This is a genomic window from Pseudomonas sp. AN-B15, from assembly GCF_019056475.1.
Lineage (GTDB): Bacteria > Pseudomonadota > Gammaproteobacteria > Pseudomonadales > Pseudomonadaceae > Aquipseudomonas > Aquipseudomonas parakoreensis.
In genome coordinates, this window is the sequence record NZ_CP049737.1 from 168,046 (window position 1) to 184,202 (window position 16,157).

The 16,157-nt window shown below is 61.9% G+C and carries 3 protein-coding genes; 1 reads left to right on the top strand and 2 read right to left on the bottom strand.

The features are described 5' to 3' along the window. Positions 1-111: 111 nt before the first annotated feature. Entirely contained in the window at positions 112-450 is a 339-nt protein-coding gene (locus GTQ41_RS00810) for a hypothetical protein (protein WP_041070910.1), read from the bottom strand. A gap of 147 nt (positions 451-597) precedes the next feature. Next, a complete protein-coding gene (locus tag GTQ41_RS00815; RefSeq protein ID WP_217325407.1) occupies positions 598-14,433 on the bottom strand; it encodes a retention module-containing protein in 13,836 nt (4,611 codons plus the stop codon). 357 nt (positions 14,434-14,790) lie between these two features. Between GTQ41_RS00815 and GTQ41_RS00820 the strand changes: the two genes are divergently transcribed. Further along, positions 14,791-16,143 carry a TolC family outer membrane protein gene (locus GTQ41_RS00820; RefSeq protein WP_041070916.1) on the top strand — a complete coding sequence of 451 codons (1,353 nt, stop codon included), beginning with the start codon at positions 14,791-14,793 and terminating at the stop codon, positions 16,141-16,143. Positions 16,144-16,157: the final 14 nt, after the last annotated feature.

Here is a 16,157-nt window from a genome sequence, read left to right on the forward strand (position 1 = left end):
CGTCATTGATGCCGTCTTCGCGAGCAGGCTCGCTCCCACATTTGAAATGCATTCCAATGTGGGAGCGAGCCTGCTCGCGAAGGGGACTGTCAGGTCACTGAAGATCGCGGGTCAGATCAGCCCGCCTTCATCTTCATCGATCAACTGGCTCAACCCGCCCAACGCTTCCCGTGCCTGGGTCCGGTCCATCAGTTTGGCTTGCGCCGCCGGCGGCAGGTCGGTGACGCGGATCACGCCCTTCTGGGTCAGCACCTGAATCAGGTCGTCGAGTACCCGAATCATTTCAAAGTCGCTCTGCTTGAGCTGTTTGAGGCTGTTTTCCACGGCCGCGTTGGCGAACCAGGCCTGGATGTCATGGTGGTCGGCCGGCAGCGTTTCCGTGGCCTCGGCGTAGGCCGCCGCTTCCACGCGAATCAACTGACCCTGCGCATCGCGTTGCACGTAAAACATTGAGCATCCCTCAGAAAGAACCAGCGTCATGCTGTCAGCAGCATAGGCCAACTGCGCGCGAGTATGCGGGCTGGCGACGAAATCGTCACCGCCGAGTTAGCCGCAAACGTGACGGCCGCCCCAAGGGGCGGCCGTTTTGTACACGCATCAGCTGTTGTTGTGGTCGACCTTGATGGTCGGATCGCTGCCGGCGATCAGGTTGTGAATGTTGGCGCTCGACCAGTTGTTGCCTTCCAGTTTGATCGTCACGTCCGGCGTGGCGGCTGCCGCGTCGCCGGAGTTGAACTTGCCCGCCGAGCTGACTTGCAGCGACGACGTGCCATCAACCGTGGTGATCTTCAGGAAGTTGTCGATGGTGCTGCCGGTTTCGCCCTGCAACAGGTCACGCAGGTCGATGCGGTCGCCTTCGCTGGCGTTGAAGTCCTTGATCACGTCGTTGCCGGTGTCGCCTGCTTTCCAGACGAAGGTGTCGGCACCGGAACCACCGATCAGGATGTCGTTGCCCTGGCCACCGATCAGCGTGTCGTTGCCGGTGCCGCCGAGCAGGATGTCATTGCCCTTGCCGCCGTCGAGCAGGTCGTTGCCGCCCGAGCCGAAGAGGATGTCATTGCCTGCGCCACCCAGCAGCGTGTCGTTGCCATCGTGCGCACCGGAGACATCGAACGCCTGATAGTGCTCGGTGATGTACTGGTGCACGTTGCTGGTGGTGACTTTGCTGACGTCAACCCCGGTTTCCTTGGCCACGAACGCCTGCATCGCCTGATAACCCTCACCGGCAATGCCGTTGAAGCTCACCAGGTCGCCGAACAGGATGTCGTTGCCGTCGCCACCGCTGACAGTGTCGTTGCCCGGCATCGTCGCTTCGGTATGGCCGATGATCGAGTTGGCCAGATCCTTCGGATCGATGTTGGTTTGCGGCAAGTGATCCGAGTCATACGGTTTCAGGTCGTTGAGGCTGACACCGCTGTTGATACCGATGGCTTCGACGTTCGACAGACCGCTGAGCAAGGCGAAGCTGCTGCTGGAGTTGTCGGTGGTGGCAGTCGTGGTGCTGTTACCAGTGCCGGCCAGGCTCGACAGCTCGTAGGTGCCGTCACCCTGAGCGTGAACCGTGCCCAGGTTGGTGGTGGTCCAGCCGCGGCCGTTGTAGGTCTGCAACTGGGCATAACCGCTGGAGTTGATGCTCAGGTAATGCGTGTTGTCGATGTACGTGCTGAAGGTATCGCCCAGCTTGTAGTTGCTGGTCGTGACCACACTGTCGAACTTCACGCTGCCATACAGCGTCGGGTTGGTCTGCTCGCCGCTCTGGTAGTAGGTCGGCTGGCCGTCGGTGATGAAGTAGGTAAGGTTCTTCGCCCCGGTGTTGGCCAGCGCTTCCGTGCTCTGGAAGAAGTTGGCCGTGGTCTTGAACACGTCTTCGTAGTTGGTGCCGCCACCGGAGGTCATCGAGTCGAGTACGGCTTTGAGCTGGGTCAGCGCGTTCGGGTCGTTGAGGTTCACCGAGACCGACTTGTTGACCTGGGTATCGAAGTCCACCAGGAAGATGTTCACGGTCCCCGAGTTGCTGCCGCCCAGGCTCTGCTTGAGGGTGTTGAACACCGAGGTCAGCGAGTCTTTGGCCGCGTTGATCGACGAGGTGCTCATACTGCCCGAGCTGTCGACCATGAACGCAATGTTGTAGTTGGTACCCGGCACCACAGTCAGACCGCCGATGTCGGCGACCATGATGTCGTTGCCGTCGGTGCCGTTGAAGGTGTCATCGCCCGAAGTACCGACCACGGCGTTGTACACCGCCGGCACCACGGTGACCGGAATCGTCGCGGTGCTGCTGGCCGAGCCGCCGACCATCTCAGTGGAAGTCGACGTCACGGTCAGGTTGAACTGGCCGTTGTAGTAGGTCGGCGGGGTCACGGTCAGGCTGCCGAGGCTCCAGCCGGTGACGTTGGCTTCGCCGTTGCCCGCGGTGACGGTGAAACTGTGGCCATGGCCGTCGGAGAGTACCGAACCGACCGGCGCACCGCTGATCTTCACGCTCAGAGTTTCCGAGCCGTCGGTGTCGGTCAGCGCGGTGTTGATCGCCGACAGTTTCACCGTGGTGCCTTCGGCGCCGGTGTTGAGTTTGTAGCCGTCGTAATAGCCTTCGCCGTTGGTACCGTGCAGGTCGGAGACGGTCACACCGGCGTTCACCAGATCCTGCACGCCGGTGTAGATCGGCACGCCGGCGCTGCTCAGGTCGATCGGCGTGCTGCCGTTGACCGACAGGTTCACGTCATAGCTGCCCGGGCCGCTCTGGTTGTGGTGGTAGATGTCCAGGGTGTAGTAGCCGCTGGTGGTCGGGGTAAACGAACCGCTGATCGTACCGCCCGCGCCCCAGGTGCCCGAAGCCACGCTCTTGCCGCCGATGGTGATCAGCAGGCTGTCGTCAGCCACGCCGCTGAAGCTGTAGGTCTTGCCGGCTTCCAGATAGATCAGGCCCGAGGTTTTCGACGCGGTGCCGGCGGTCACGCTGCCGTCCGACTGCACGTTGGTCACGTTGGTGCTGGAGTTCGGGGTGCCGGCGCCATCGATCACGTTTTTCAGCGTGGTCGAGTCAGCGCCATTGCCGCTGGTACCCAGGCCCGCCAGACCGGTCCAGACTTCCTTGACCAGTCCGGTGGATTTCACGCTGTTGTCGGCCACGCTCACGGTCGGTGCATCCGCCACTGGCGTGATGTCGATCTTCACGGTGCCGGTGTTGCCCAGCAGTTGGCCGTCGGTGGGCTGGAACTTGATCTGCGCGTAGTCGGCCTGGTTGTTGCCCATGCCGGTGCCGCTGTAACCGTTGACGCCCGACTCGTTGGCATCCGGCAGGAAGCGCAGCTTGCCCGCGTCGATGTCAGCCTTGCTGAAGGTCTGGTTGTTGGCGACGTCTTTCCAGGTCGAACCGTCCAGGTACTGCAGTTTGCCTTCGCCCGGCAGCTGGGTGATTTTGATCCCCAGGCTGCTGGCCGGACTGTCCACGTCGGTCACACCGAAGGTCGACCAGCCGAGGATCAGCGGGGTGTCTTCGGTGCCGGTGACGTTGACCGGAGCCGCAACCGGCGCATCGTTGACCGCCACCACGTTGACCGTGGTGGTCGCAGTGTTGGAGTAGTTGCCGCCATCGGTCACGGTCACGGTGATGATCCGTGGCACGGTGCTCGGGTCTTCACTGCTGTTGGTGAAGGTGATGTTCTTGATGGCCTGCATGTAGTCGGCCAGCGTCGCGTTACCCGACAGGGTCAGGGTCACGGTGCCGTTGGTGCTGTTGGCATTGATGGTGATGCCGTTGACGCTGTTGCCAAGGTTCAGCGCATCGCCGTCCTGACGGTTGGTCAGGACGATGGTCGCACCGGTCAGCATGGTGCTGTCCGGGTCGGTGATCGTCAGGTCAGTGTCGGCAATCGACACGCCGGCGCCCGGGGTGTTTTCGGTGAACGTCACCTTGTAGTCGGCACCGGTGGCGCCGCTGGAGTTGTTGGCATCCAGGTCGATGACCGGTGGCGCATCGTTGTCGATGATCGAGGTGCTGACGCTGCCGTTGGTGCTGCTGACAGCCAGGTTCTCGAAGTTGCCGCCGGTGGCCGAGTCGATCTTGACCACGAAGTTCTCGGTGCCTTCGGTGATCTTGTCATCGATGGTCGCGACGTTGAACTGCGCGCTGCTGGCGCCTGCCGGGATCTTCACGGTGTACACGCCAGTGAAGTCCGAACCGTCGGCGGCGGTGCCGCTGTAGACGATTTTCAGGGTCACGTCGGTTTGCGCCGGGTGGGTCAGGCTGACGGTGTAGCTGGCGGTCTGGCCTTCGGTCACCGAGGTGCTGCCGGTGATGCTGACGGTGGTGGTGTCGATGGTATCGGCGACGCTGGTGACGGCCGGTGTCGTGCTCGGTACCAGGTTCTCGAAGTTGCCACCGCTGGCGTTGGTGATGGTCGCCTGCACGCTGCCGGCGTCTTTGTAGACATCGTCAGCCGGAGCCGGAACGGTCACGGTGCCAGTGGTTTTGCCGGCGTCGATGGTGATCACCGAACCGTTGCTCAGGGTCACGGTCACTGGCGAGCCGGCGGCGTTGCTCAGGGTCGCGGTGTAGGTGATCTGGCCGCCCTCGTTCACCGCCGGGGTCGCGCTCAGCGAAAGGCTGGTGGTGTCGACGGTGTCGGTCACGGTGGTGCTGACCGGGGTCTTGTCGGCCACGAGGTTTTCGTAATTGCCGCCGGTCACGTTGCTGATCGAGTTGGTCAACGGCGCGTGGCCGGTCAGTGCATCGTTTGGCGCGATGCTGGTCACGGTGCCGGTGGTCTTGCCGATGTCGATGGTGATCGTCTGGCCGTTGGCCAGGGTCACCACGACTGGCGAGCCAGTCACAGGTGCGCCGACGGTGGCGGTGTAGGTGACGGTGCCACCTTCGGCCACGGTGCCCGTGGCGCTGAGCTTCACGCCAGTGGTGTCGATGGTGTCGGTGACGCTGGTCACGGCTGGCGTGGTGCTTGGTACCAGATTTTCGAAGCTGCCACCGGTGGCAGTCTTGATCGTGGCCTGCACGGTGCCGGCGTCTTTATAGACGTCGTCGGCCGGAGCAGGGACGGTGACGGTGCCGGTGGTTTTGCCGGCGTCGATGGTGATCACGGCGCCGTTGCTCAGGGTCACGGTCACTGGCGAGCCAGCGGCGTTAGTCAGGGTTGCGGTGTAAACGATCGAGCCGCCTTCGGCCACGGTGCCGGTCGCGGACAGCGACAGGTTGGTGGTGTCGACGGTATCGGTCACGGTGGTGCTGACCGGCGTTTTGTCGGCCACGAGGTTCTCGTAGTTGCCGCCGCTGACGTTGGTGATGGCATTGGTCAGTGGAGCGTGGCCGGTCAGCGCGTCGTTTGGCGCAGCAGTGGTCACGGTGCCGGTGGTCTTGCCGATGTCGATGGTGATCGTCTGGCCGTTAGCCAGGGTTACCACGACTGGCGAGCCAGTGACTGGCGCACCGACGGTGGCGGTGTAGACAACGTTGCCGCCTTCCGCTGCGGTGCCGGTGGCGCTCAGCTTCACGGTGGTGGTGTCGATGGTGTCGGTGACACTGGTCACGGCTGGCGTGGTGCTTGGTACCAGATTTTCGAAATTGCCACCGCTGGCATTGGTGATGGTGGCCTGGACGGTGCCGGCATCTTTGTAGACGTCGTCAGCCGGAGCCGGCACGGTCACGGTGCCGGTGGTTTTGCCGGCGTCGATGGTGATCACGGCGCCGTTCGACAGAGTCACGGTGACTGGCGAGCCGGCCGCGTTGGTCAGGGTTGCGGTGTAAATGATCGAACCACCCTCGGCGACCGTATTAGTGGCGCTCAGGGACAGGTTGGTGGTGTCAACAGTGTCGGTCACAGTGGTGCTGACCGGCGTCTTGTCGGCCACCAGATTTTCGTAGTTGCCGCCAGTCACGTCAGTGATCGAGTTGGTCAACGGCGCGTGGCCGGTCAGCGCATCGTTCGGCGCGATGGCGGTCACGGTGCCGGTGGTCTTGCCGATGTCGATGGTGATCGTCTGGCCGTTGGCAAGTGTCACAACGACAGGCGAACCCGTGACTGGCGCACCGACGGTGGCGGTGTAGGTGACGGTGCCACCTTCAGCCACGGTGCCAGTGGCGGTGAGTTTCACCCCAGTGGTGTCGATGGTGTCGGTGACGTTGGTTACGGCCGGCGTGGTGCTTGGTACCAGATTTTCGAAGTTGCCACCTGTCGCCGACTTGATGGTCGCCTGCACGGTACCGGCGTCTTTGTAGACGTCGTCCGCTGGAGCCGGAACGGTGACGGTGCCGGTGGTTTTGCCCGCGTCGATGGTGATGACTGCACCGTTGCTCAACGTCACGGTCACTGGCGAGCCAGCGGCGTTGGTCAGGGTTGCGGTGTAGATGATCGAACCACCCTCGGCGACCGAGTTGGTTGCGCTCAGGGACAGGTTGGTGGTGTCGACAGTGTCGGTCACGGTGGTGCTGACCGGGGTCTTGTCGGCCACCAGATTTTCGTAGTTGCCGCCGGTCACGTTAGTAATGGCGTTGGTCAACGGTGCATGACCGGTCAATACGTCATTCGGCGCGGTGGTGGTCACCGTGCCGGTGGTTTTACCGACTTCGATGGTGATGTTCTGACCGTTGGCCAGAGTCACCACAACCGGCGAACCGGTGACTGGCGCACCGACGGTCGCGGTGTAAGTGACAGTGCCACCTTCAGCCGCAGACTCGGTCGCGGTCAGTTTGACCGTGGTGGTATCGATGGTATCGGTGACGCTGGTCACGGCCGGGGTGTTGCTGGTCACCAGGTTTTCGAAATTGCCGCCAGTCGCGCTCTTGATCGTGGCCTCAACGGTGCCGGCGTCTTTGTAGACGTCATCAGCCGGAGCCGGAACGGTCACGGTGCCGGTGGTTTTACCGGCGTCGATGGTGATCACGGCGCCGTTCGACAGGGTCACGGTGACTGGGGAGCCAGCGGCGTTGGTCAGGGTCGCGGTGTAAACGATCGAGCCACCTTCGGCCACGGTACCGGTCGCGGACAGCGACAGGTTGGTGGTGTCGACTGTATCGGTGACCGTGGTGTTGACCGGGGTTTTGTCGGCAACGAGGTTCTCGTAGTTGCCACCGCTCACGTCAGTGATCGCGTTGGTCAATGGCGCATGACCGGTCAGCGCATCGTTCGGTGCGGTGGTGGTGACGGTGCCGGTGGTTTTGCCGACTTCGATGGTGATGTTCTGACCGTTGGCCAGGGTCACCACGACTGGCGAGCCAGTCACTGGCGCACCAACGGTCGCGGTGTAGGTGACGGTACCACCTTCGGCAGCAGACTCGGTCGCGGTCAGTTTGACCGTGGTGGTATCAATGGTGTCGGTGACCTGAGTCACAGCCGGCACAGTACTCGGTACCAGATTTTCGAAGTTGCCACCGGTAGCGTTGGTGATCGTTGCTTGAACGGTGCCGGCGTCTTTGTACACGTCATCGGCAGGTGCCGGAACGGTCACAGTGCCAGTGGTTTTGCCCGCTTCGATGGTAATCACGGCGCCGTTGCTCAACGTCACGGTGACTGGTGAGCCAGCGGCGTTGGTCAAGGTCGCGGTGTAGATGATCGAACCACCCTCGGCGACCGAGTTGGTTGCGCTGAGGGACAGGTTGGTGGTGTCGACAGTGTCGGTAACGGTGGTCGAAACCGGTGTCTTGTCAGCGACCAGATTCTCGTAGTTACCGCCGCTCACGTCGGTGATGGCATTGGTCAAAGGCGCATGACCGTTCAGCGCATCGTTCGGTGCGGTGGTGGTGACGGTGCCAGTGGTTTTACCCACCTCGATGGTGATGTTCTGACCGTTGGCCAGGGTCACGACCACAGGCGAACCGGTCACTGGCGCGCCGACGGTAGCGGTATAGGTGACGGTGCCGCCTTCTGCCGCAGACTCAGACGCGGTCAGCTTGACCGTGGTGGTATCGATGGTGTCGGTGACCTGAGTGACAGCCGGCACGGTGCTCGGTACCAGGTTTTCGAAGTTGCCACCGGTCGCGGTGGAAATGGTCGCTTCGACTTTACCTGCGTCTTTGTACACGTCATCGGCTGGCGCCGGAACGGTCACAGTGCCAGTGGTTTTACCGGCGTCGATGGTGATCACGGCGCCGTTCGACAGAGTCACGGTGACTGGCGAGCCAGCCGCATTGGTCAGGGTCGCGGTGTAAACGATCGAGCCACCCTCGGCCACGGTGCCGGTCGCATTGAGCGACAGGTTGGTGGTGTCGACGGTATCGGTGACGTTAGTGCTGACCGGGGTTTTGTCAGCCACGAGGTTTTCGTAATTGCCACCAGTCACACCGGTGATCGAGTTGGTCAGCGGCGCATGACCGGTCAGCGCATCGTTCGGTGCAGTGCTGGTCACGGTGCCTGTGGTTTTACCCACTTCGATGGTGATGTTCTGGCCGTTGGCCAAGGTAACCACAACCGGAGAACCGGTTACCGGCGCACCGACGGTTGCGGTATAGGTGACGGTGCCACCTTCGGCCACCGAAGTGTCGGCAGTCAGTTTGACGGTCGAGGTGTCGATGGTGTCGGTCACGTTGGTGACGGCTGGAACAGTGCTCGGCACCAGGTTCTCGAAGTTGCCACCGGTGGCGGTCGAAATGGTCGCTTCGACTTTGCCTGCGTCTTTGTAAACGTCATCGGCTGGCGCTGGAACGGTTACGGTGCCGGTGGTTTTGCCGGCCTCGATGGTGATGACGGCGCCGTTGCTCAACGTCACGGTGACTGGCGAGCCAGCGGCGTTGGTCAAGGTCGCGGTGTAGATGATCGAACCACCCTCGGCGACCGAATTGGTTGCGCTCAGCGACAGGTTGGTGGTGTCGACTGTATCGGTAACGGTGGTCGAAACCGGGGTTTTGTCGGCGACCAGATTCTCGTAATTGCCACCGGTCACGTTAGTGATGGCGTTGGTCAACGGCGCATGGCCGGTCAGCGCGTCGTTCGGTGCTGTAGTGGTTACAGTACCGGTGGTTTTACCCACTTCGATGGTGATGTTCTGGCCGTTGGCGAGAGTCACGGTCACTGGCGAACCGGTTACCGGTGCACCGACGGTTGCGGTGTAGGTGACGGTGCCACCCTCAGCCGCAGACTCGGTCGCGGTCAGTTTGACCGTGGTGGTGTCGATGGTGTCGGTAACGTTGGTGACGGCCGGAACCGTGCTAGGCACCAGATTCTCGAAGTTGCCACCGGTCGCGGTGGAAATGGTTGCTTCGACTTTACCCGCGTCTTTGTAAACGTCATCGGCCGGAGCTGGAACGGTCACGGTGCCGGTGGTTTTACCGGCTTCGATGGTGATCACCGCGCCGTTGGACAGGGTCACGGTCACCGGAGTCCCGGCCGGATTGGTCAGGGTTGCGGTGTAAACGATCGAGCCACCTTCGGCCACGGTACCGGTCGCGGACAGCGACAGGTTGGTGGTGTCGACGGTGTCGGTGACATTAGTCGAAACCGGCGTTTTATCCGCCACAAGGTTTTCGTAGTTACCGCCGCTCACGTCGGTGATGGCGTTGGTCAGCGGCGCATGGCCGGTCAGCGCATCGTTCGGCGCGGTGGTGGTGACGGTGCCGGTGGTTTTGCCGACTTCGATGGTGATGTTCTGACCGTTGGCCAGGGTCACGACCACAGGCGAACCGGTCACTGGTGCGCCCACGGTAGCGGTATAGGTGACGGTGCCACCTTCAGCCGCAGACTCGGTCGCGGTCAGTTTGACCGTGGTGGTATCGATGGTGTCGGTAACGTTGGTGACGGCCGGAACCGTGCTAGGCACCAGATTCTCGAAGTTGCCACCGGTGGCGCTGGAAATGGTCGCTTCGACTTTACCGGCGTCTTTGTAAACGTCATCGGCCGGAGCTGGAACGGTCACGGTACCGGTGGTTTTACCGGCTTCGATGGTGATCACCGCGCCGTTGGACAGGGTCACGGTCACCGGAGTCCCGGCCGGGTTGGTCAGGGTCGCGGTGTAGACGATCGAGCCACCTTCTGCAACGGAGTCGCTGGCGGTCAGGTTCAGGTTGGTGGTGTCGACAGTGTCCGACACTGAGGTGTTTGCCGGTGTCTTGTCGGCCACCAGGTTTTCATAGTTACCGCCGGCAACCTTGTCGATGGCGACGCTTAGCGAGCTGCCGCCCGCCAATGGGCTGTTCGGCGCGACGAAATTCACGCTGCCGGTGGTCTCACCGACGGCGATGGTGATGGTCTGGCCATTGGACAGAGTGACCACAACTGGCGAGCCGGTTACAGGTGCGGTCACGCTCGCGGTGTAGACCACGGTCTCGCCTTCGGCGACGTTGGCGGTGGCGGTCAGCGACACGGTGGAGGTGTCGATGGTGTCGTTGACGGTGGTCACCGCCGGCGTGTTGCTGGTGACCAGGTTTTCGAAGTCGCCACCGGTCGCGCCCTTGATGGTCGCTTCAACGGTGCCGGCGTCCTTGTAGACGTCATCCTTCGGTGCATCGACGGTCACGGTGCCGGAAGTTTTGCCGGCGTCGATGGTGATCACTGCGCCATTGCTCAACGTCACGGTCACCGGAGTGCCGGCGGCGTTGGTCAGGGTGGCGGTGTAGGTGATCTGGCCGCCTTCGTTCACCGCCGGAGTCGCGCTCAGCGACAGGTTGGTGGTGTCGACGGTGTCGGTCACGGTGGTGCTGACCGGGGTTTTGTCTGCAACCAGATTCTCGTAGTTGCCGCCGCTCACGTCGGTGATGGCGTTAGTCAGCGGCGCATGACCGTTCAACGCATCGTTCGGTGCGGTGGTGGTCACAGTGCCGGTGGTCTTGCCGACTTCGATGGTGATGTTCTGACCATTGGCCAGGGTCACGACCACAGGCGAGCCGGTTACCGGAGCACCGACAGTCGCGGTGTAGGTGACGGTGCCACCTTCAGCAGCGGACTCGGTTGCGGTCAGTTTCACCGACGTGGTGTCGATGGTGTCAGTGACTTCAGTCACTGCCGGAACAGTGCTCGGAACAAGGTTCTCGAAGTTGCCACCGGTTGCACCGTTGATGGTGACTTCAACCTTGCCGGCGTCTTTGTAGACGTCATCGGCTGGCGCTGGAACCGTCACGGTGCCGGTGGTCTTGCCCGCTTCGATGGTAATCACCGAACCGTTGGACAGCGTCACGGTGACTGGCGAGCCAGCGGCATTGGTGAGGGTCGCGGTGTAAGTGATCGAACCGCCCTCGGCGACCGAGTTGGTGGCGCTGAGCGACAGATTCGTCGTGTCCACGGTGTCAGTGACGGTGGTGCTGACCGGCGTCTTGTCGGCGACGAGGTTTTCGTAATTGCCGCCGCTCACGTTAGTGATCGCGTTGGTCAATGGCGCGTGGCCGGTCAATGCGTCATTTGGCGCGACAGTGGTCACAGTGCCGGTGGTTTTACCCACTTCGATGGTGATGGTCTGGCCGTTGGCCAACGTGACAGTCACTGGCGAGCCGGTGACTGGTGCGCCTACGGTCGCGGTGTAAGTGACGGTGCCACCTTCAGCCACCGAAGTATCGGCGCTGAGCTTCACGGTAGAGGTATCGATGGTGTCGGTGACTTCGGTGACGGCCGGAACGGTGCTCGGCACCAGATTTTCGAAGTTGCCGCCGGACGCATCCTTGATCGTGACTTCGACCTTGCCGGCGTCTTTGTAGACGTCATCGGCTGGCGCCGGAACCGTCACGGTGCCGGTCGTTTTACCGGCTTCAATAGTGATCACCGAACCGTTGCTCAGGGTCACGGTGACTGGTGTGCCCGCTGGATTGGTCAGGGTTGAGGTGTAGACGATCGAACCGCCTTCAGCGACGGAGCCAGTGGCACTCAGCGACAGGTTGGTGGTGTCAACGGTGTCGGTAACGCTGGTCGAAACCGGGGTTTTGTCGGCGACGAGGTTTTCGTAGTTGCCACCGCTCACGCCAGTGATCGCGTTGGTCAGTGGTTCGTGACCGTTCAACGCATCGTTCGGCGCGGTGGTGGTCACGGTGCCGGTGGTTTTACCCACTTCGATAGTGATGGTCTGGCCGTTGGCCAGAGTCACGACAACCGGCGAACCGGTCACGGGGGCGCCAACCGTAGCGGTGTAAGTCACCGTGCCGCCCTCGGCGACCGAAGTGTCAGCGGACAGTTTGACGGTCGAAGTATCGATGGTGTCGGTCACTTCGGTGACAGCGGGCTCGGTGCTTGGAACGAGGTTCTCGAAATTGCCACCGCTGGTTCCGGTAATGCTGACTTCCACTTTGCCGGCGTCTTTATAGACGTCATCGGCAGGCGCCGGAACGGTCACGGTGCCGGTAGTTTTACCGGCCTCGATGGTGATCACGGCGCCGTTGCTCAGGGTCACGGTGACCGGCGAACCGGCAGCGTTGGTCAGGGTCGCGGTGTAAACGATCGAACCGCCTTCAGCGACGGAGCCAGTGGCACTCAGCGACAGATTGGTGGTGTCGACGGTGTCGGTAACGGTGGTCGAAACCGGGGTTTTGTCGGCGACGAGGTTCTCGTAGTTACCGCCACTGACGTTGGTGATGGCGTTGGTCAGCGGCGGGTTGCCGGTCAGCGCATCGTTCGGTGCGGTGGTAGTCACGGTGCCGGTGGTCTTGCCGACTTCGATGGTGATGGTCTGGCCGTTCGCCAGGGTCACGGTCACTGGCGAACCGGTGACCGGCGCGCCTACGGTGGCGGTGTAAGTGACGGTGCCGCCTTCAGCGACCGAGGTATCGGCGGTCAGTTTGACCGTCGAAGTGTCGATGGTGTCGGTGACTTCGGTGACGGCTGGATCGGTACTTGGTACCAGGTTCTCGAAATTGCCACCGCTGGTGCCGGTAATGCTGACTTCGACTTTGCCGGCGTCTTTGTAGACGTCATCGGCAGGGGCTGGAACGGTTACGGTACCGGTGGTCTTGCCAGCTTCGATGGTGATGACGGAGCCGTTGCTCAACGTCACGGTCACCGGGGTACCGGCCGGATTGGTCAGGGTCGCGGTGTAAACGATCGAACCGCCTTCGGCCACGGTGCCAGTGGCACTCAGCGACAGGTTGGTGGTGTCGATGGAGTCAGTGACGGTGGTGGTCGCTGGCGTCGTGTTTGGCACCAGGTTCTCGAAGTTGCCGCCGGTAGCACCGGTAATCGTGGTGCTGACGGTGCCGCCGTTGTTATAGACGTCGTTTGGCGCAGTCGGCACGTTGATGGTGCCCGTGGTCTGGCCGGCTTCGATGGTGATGGTCGAGCCATTGGACAGGGTGACGGTGACCGGCGTCTGCGCCGGGTTGGTCAGGGTCGCGGTGTAGGTGATCTGGCCACCTTCAACCACGCTGCCGGTAGCGGTCAGGGTCAGGCCGGTGGTGTCGCGCGAATCGACGATGTTCGTCACGGCTGGCGTCGTGTTCGGCACCAGGTTTTCGAAGTTGCCGCCAGTGGCACCAGTGATGGTGGTGCTGACGGTGCTGCCGTTGTTGTAGACGTCATTCGGCGCGGTTGGCACGTTGACAGTGCCCGTGGTCTGGCCGGCTTCGATGGTGATGGTCGAACCGTTGGACAGGGTGACGGTGACCGGCGTCTGTGCCGGGTTGGTCAAGGTCGCGGTGTAGGTGATCTGGCCGCCTTCAGTGACGCTGCTGCCAGCGGTCAGGGTGACAGTGGTGGTGTCGATGGTGTCGGTGACCTGGGTCGTGGCCGGAGTGGTCGGCGGGGTCACGGTGATGCCGTTGCCGCCAGTGGTGCCGGTGACGGTCACGTCGATCTGGGTCGGGTCGTTATAAACGGTGTCGTTCGGCGCCAGCGGCACGTTGACGGTGCCGGTGGTGGAGCCGGCGGGAATCACGATCACCGAGCCGTTGGACAGGGTGATGGTCAGGTCGGTCAGCGGCGCCTGGGTCAGGGTCGCGGTGTAGACCAGCACGCCGCCGGCTTCGGTGATGGTCGGCGTGGCGCTGAGGCTCAGGGTCGACTCACGCAGGGCGTTGGCGGTGGTGTCGGTGGTCTGGCCACCGGTGATGTTCTGCGCCGCTTGCGCACCGGCGTTGATGCCCGCGGTCGGGAAGCCGATGGTCGGGTCGACGCGGCCAGCAGTGGCGTCGAGCATCACGAAACTGTGGCCGCCGCCTGCCGCGCCGCCAGTCCCCGCGGCGGTCGCGCCGGCAGCGGTGGCTTCAAGAGCAGTGGTCGGGTCGGCGCCGGCGGCGATGGCCTGCTGCAACTCGGTTACAGAAGGTGCGGCCTGCGCGGTGGCTTCGGCCAGGTCCGTGCTGGAGTCGGGCGCGTTGGCGCTCCACTGCGTTTCGCGACCCAGGTCCAGGGTGCGGCCATCCGCCAGTTCCAGCGATACAGCGCCGGAGAGGCCAGTATCGATCTGGTCGCCGACGAACAGGCGATCGCCTTCAACGAGCACGCGGCGTACACCCTCGGGGGATACCACGAATACCTGACCGACAATGCTTTTGACGATGGCAACAACACTGCTCATTGAAGACTCTCCGGGTGTTACGTTCAGTTGACTTCCATTGCCTGATGGCTTCGGCGCCGATTCAGTCTGGACGTACTTTTAAAATTTGCGAATCAAGTTTGACGCTTCTTTTCGTCAATATTTTGGCTAGATTCTTTCGCTATTAACTTTATGCCAAACTATTGACCTTCTGGGTGCCATCCTAAACAATCGCCCCACTAATGTCACATTGATATTTCCGCGGCGACCTGTCCCTCAGCGTGTGATCCAGTTCCTATTTTGAACTTTCCGACATACGGTCATTCCGGTTGCCAATCATCCGACGCAGCAGCACGTTTTGCTGTGATTCAAGACAAGAAGTCCTGGGAAATCTTTACCATGCGTTTGCACTTGTTCAAGGCTCTACCCTTCGCTCTGGCCGCCTCTTTCGCCCATGCACAATCCTTACCGGAAGCCATGCAACAGGCACTGGATGTCCATCCGGAAATCCAGGCAGGGGTCAACAGTCGTCTGGCGGCGGATTATCAGTTAAAGGCTGCGAAAGGTGGATACCTGCCCAAGGTCGACCTGCTGGGTGGTTATGGCCGTGAGGGCACCGACAGCGTGACCACGCGCGCCAACGGTGGCGGCAACCACTGGGAGACGCTGAACCGCAGTGAGTCAAGTTTACGTCTCTCGCAAATGGTCTTTGACGGTTTTGCGACGTCGAGCGAAGTCGGGCGTCAACAAGCCACCGTCAACTCCCGCGCCTACTCCCTGCTGGGGACTTCCGAGCGCACCGCGCTGACCGTCGCCCAGGTGTACCTGGACGTGTTGACCCGCCGCGAATTCGTGCGTCTGGCCGAAGAAAACCTCAAGAGCCACCAGCGCATCTACGACCAGATTCAACTGCGCACCCAGCGCGGCGTCGGCAGTGGTGCCGACCTCGATCAGGCCGAAGCGCGGATGGCCCAGGCGCGCAATAACCTGATCACCGAGCAGACCAACCTCGCCGACTCCGAGACCAACTTCCTCAGTGCCGTCGGCCAGATGCCTGACCAGCTGGAGCGTCCGGCGCCGTTCATGGCAATGATGCCGGCCAACCTCAATGAAGCGCGGCAGCAGATGCTGGAAAACAGCCCGATCCTGCGCTCGGCCGAGTCCGATATCGCTGCTGCCGAGAAGCAGTACGAAACCGCCAAGTCGACCTTCTACCCACGTTTCGACGCCGAGCTGGGTCGCACCGCCGACAACGATCTTGACGGTCAGAACGGCCATAACAACGAGTGGCAGGCCATGCTGCGCATGCGCTTCAACCTGTACTCCGGTGGCAGCAACAAGGCCGATCTGGAATCCAAGTCGTACCTGTCCAACCAGGCGCTGGACATCCGCAACAACGCTCTGCGTCAATTGAATGAAGAACTGGGTCTGGCCTGGAATGCCCTGAACAACGCCAATGCGCAGGTGCCGATCGCTCAGCAGTACGTTGATCACAGCACCGCCGTGCGTACCGCCTACCAGCGTCAGTTCAGCCTCGGCGAGCGCACCCTGCTCGATTTGCTCGACAGCGAAAACGAGTTGTTCACCGCTTCGCGCCGTTTGGCCGAGATCAAGAACATTCAGTTATTTACTCAGTATCGAATCAAGGCGACCATGGGCGAGTTGCTCAAGAGCCAGGGAGTGGTCGCACCGTTGGCATCCGTCGTGCAGAACGATGTGAAGCCGAAGGTCCAACTGCCCGGTATGAATTGAGCAGAACCTTCATT

Bases quoted from the DNA above. Each gene is read 5' to 3' on its own strand.
- GTQ41_RS00815 (WP_217325407.1), bottom strand. From the start codon at position 14,433: ATGAGCAGTGTTGTTGCCATCGTCAAAAGCATTGTCGGTCAGGTATTC.
- GTQ41_RS00810 (WP_041070910.1), bottom strand. From the start codon at position 450: ATGTTTTACGTGCAACGCGATGCGCAGGGTCAGTTGATTCGCGTGGAA.
- GTQ41_RS00820 (WP_041070916.1), top strand. From the start codon at position 14,791: ATGCGTTTGCACTTGTTCAAGGCTCTACCCTTCGCTCTGGCCGCCTCT.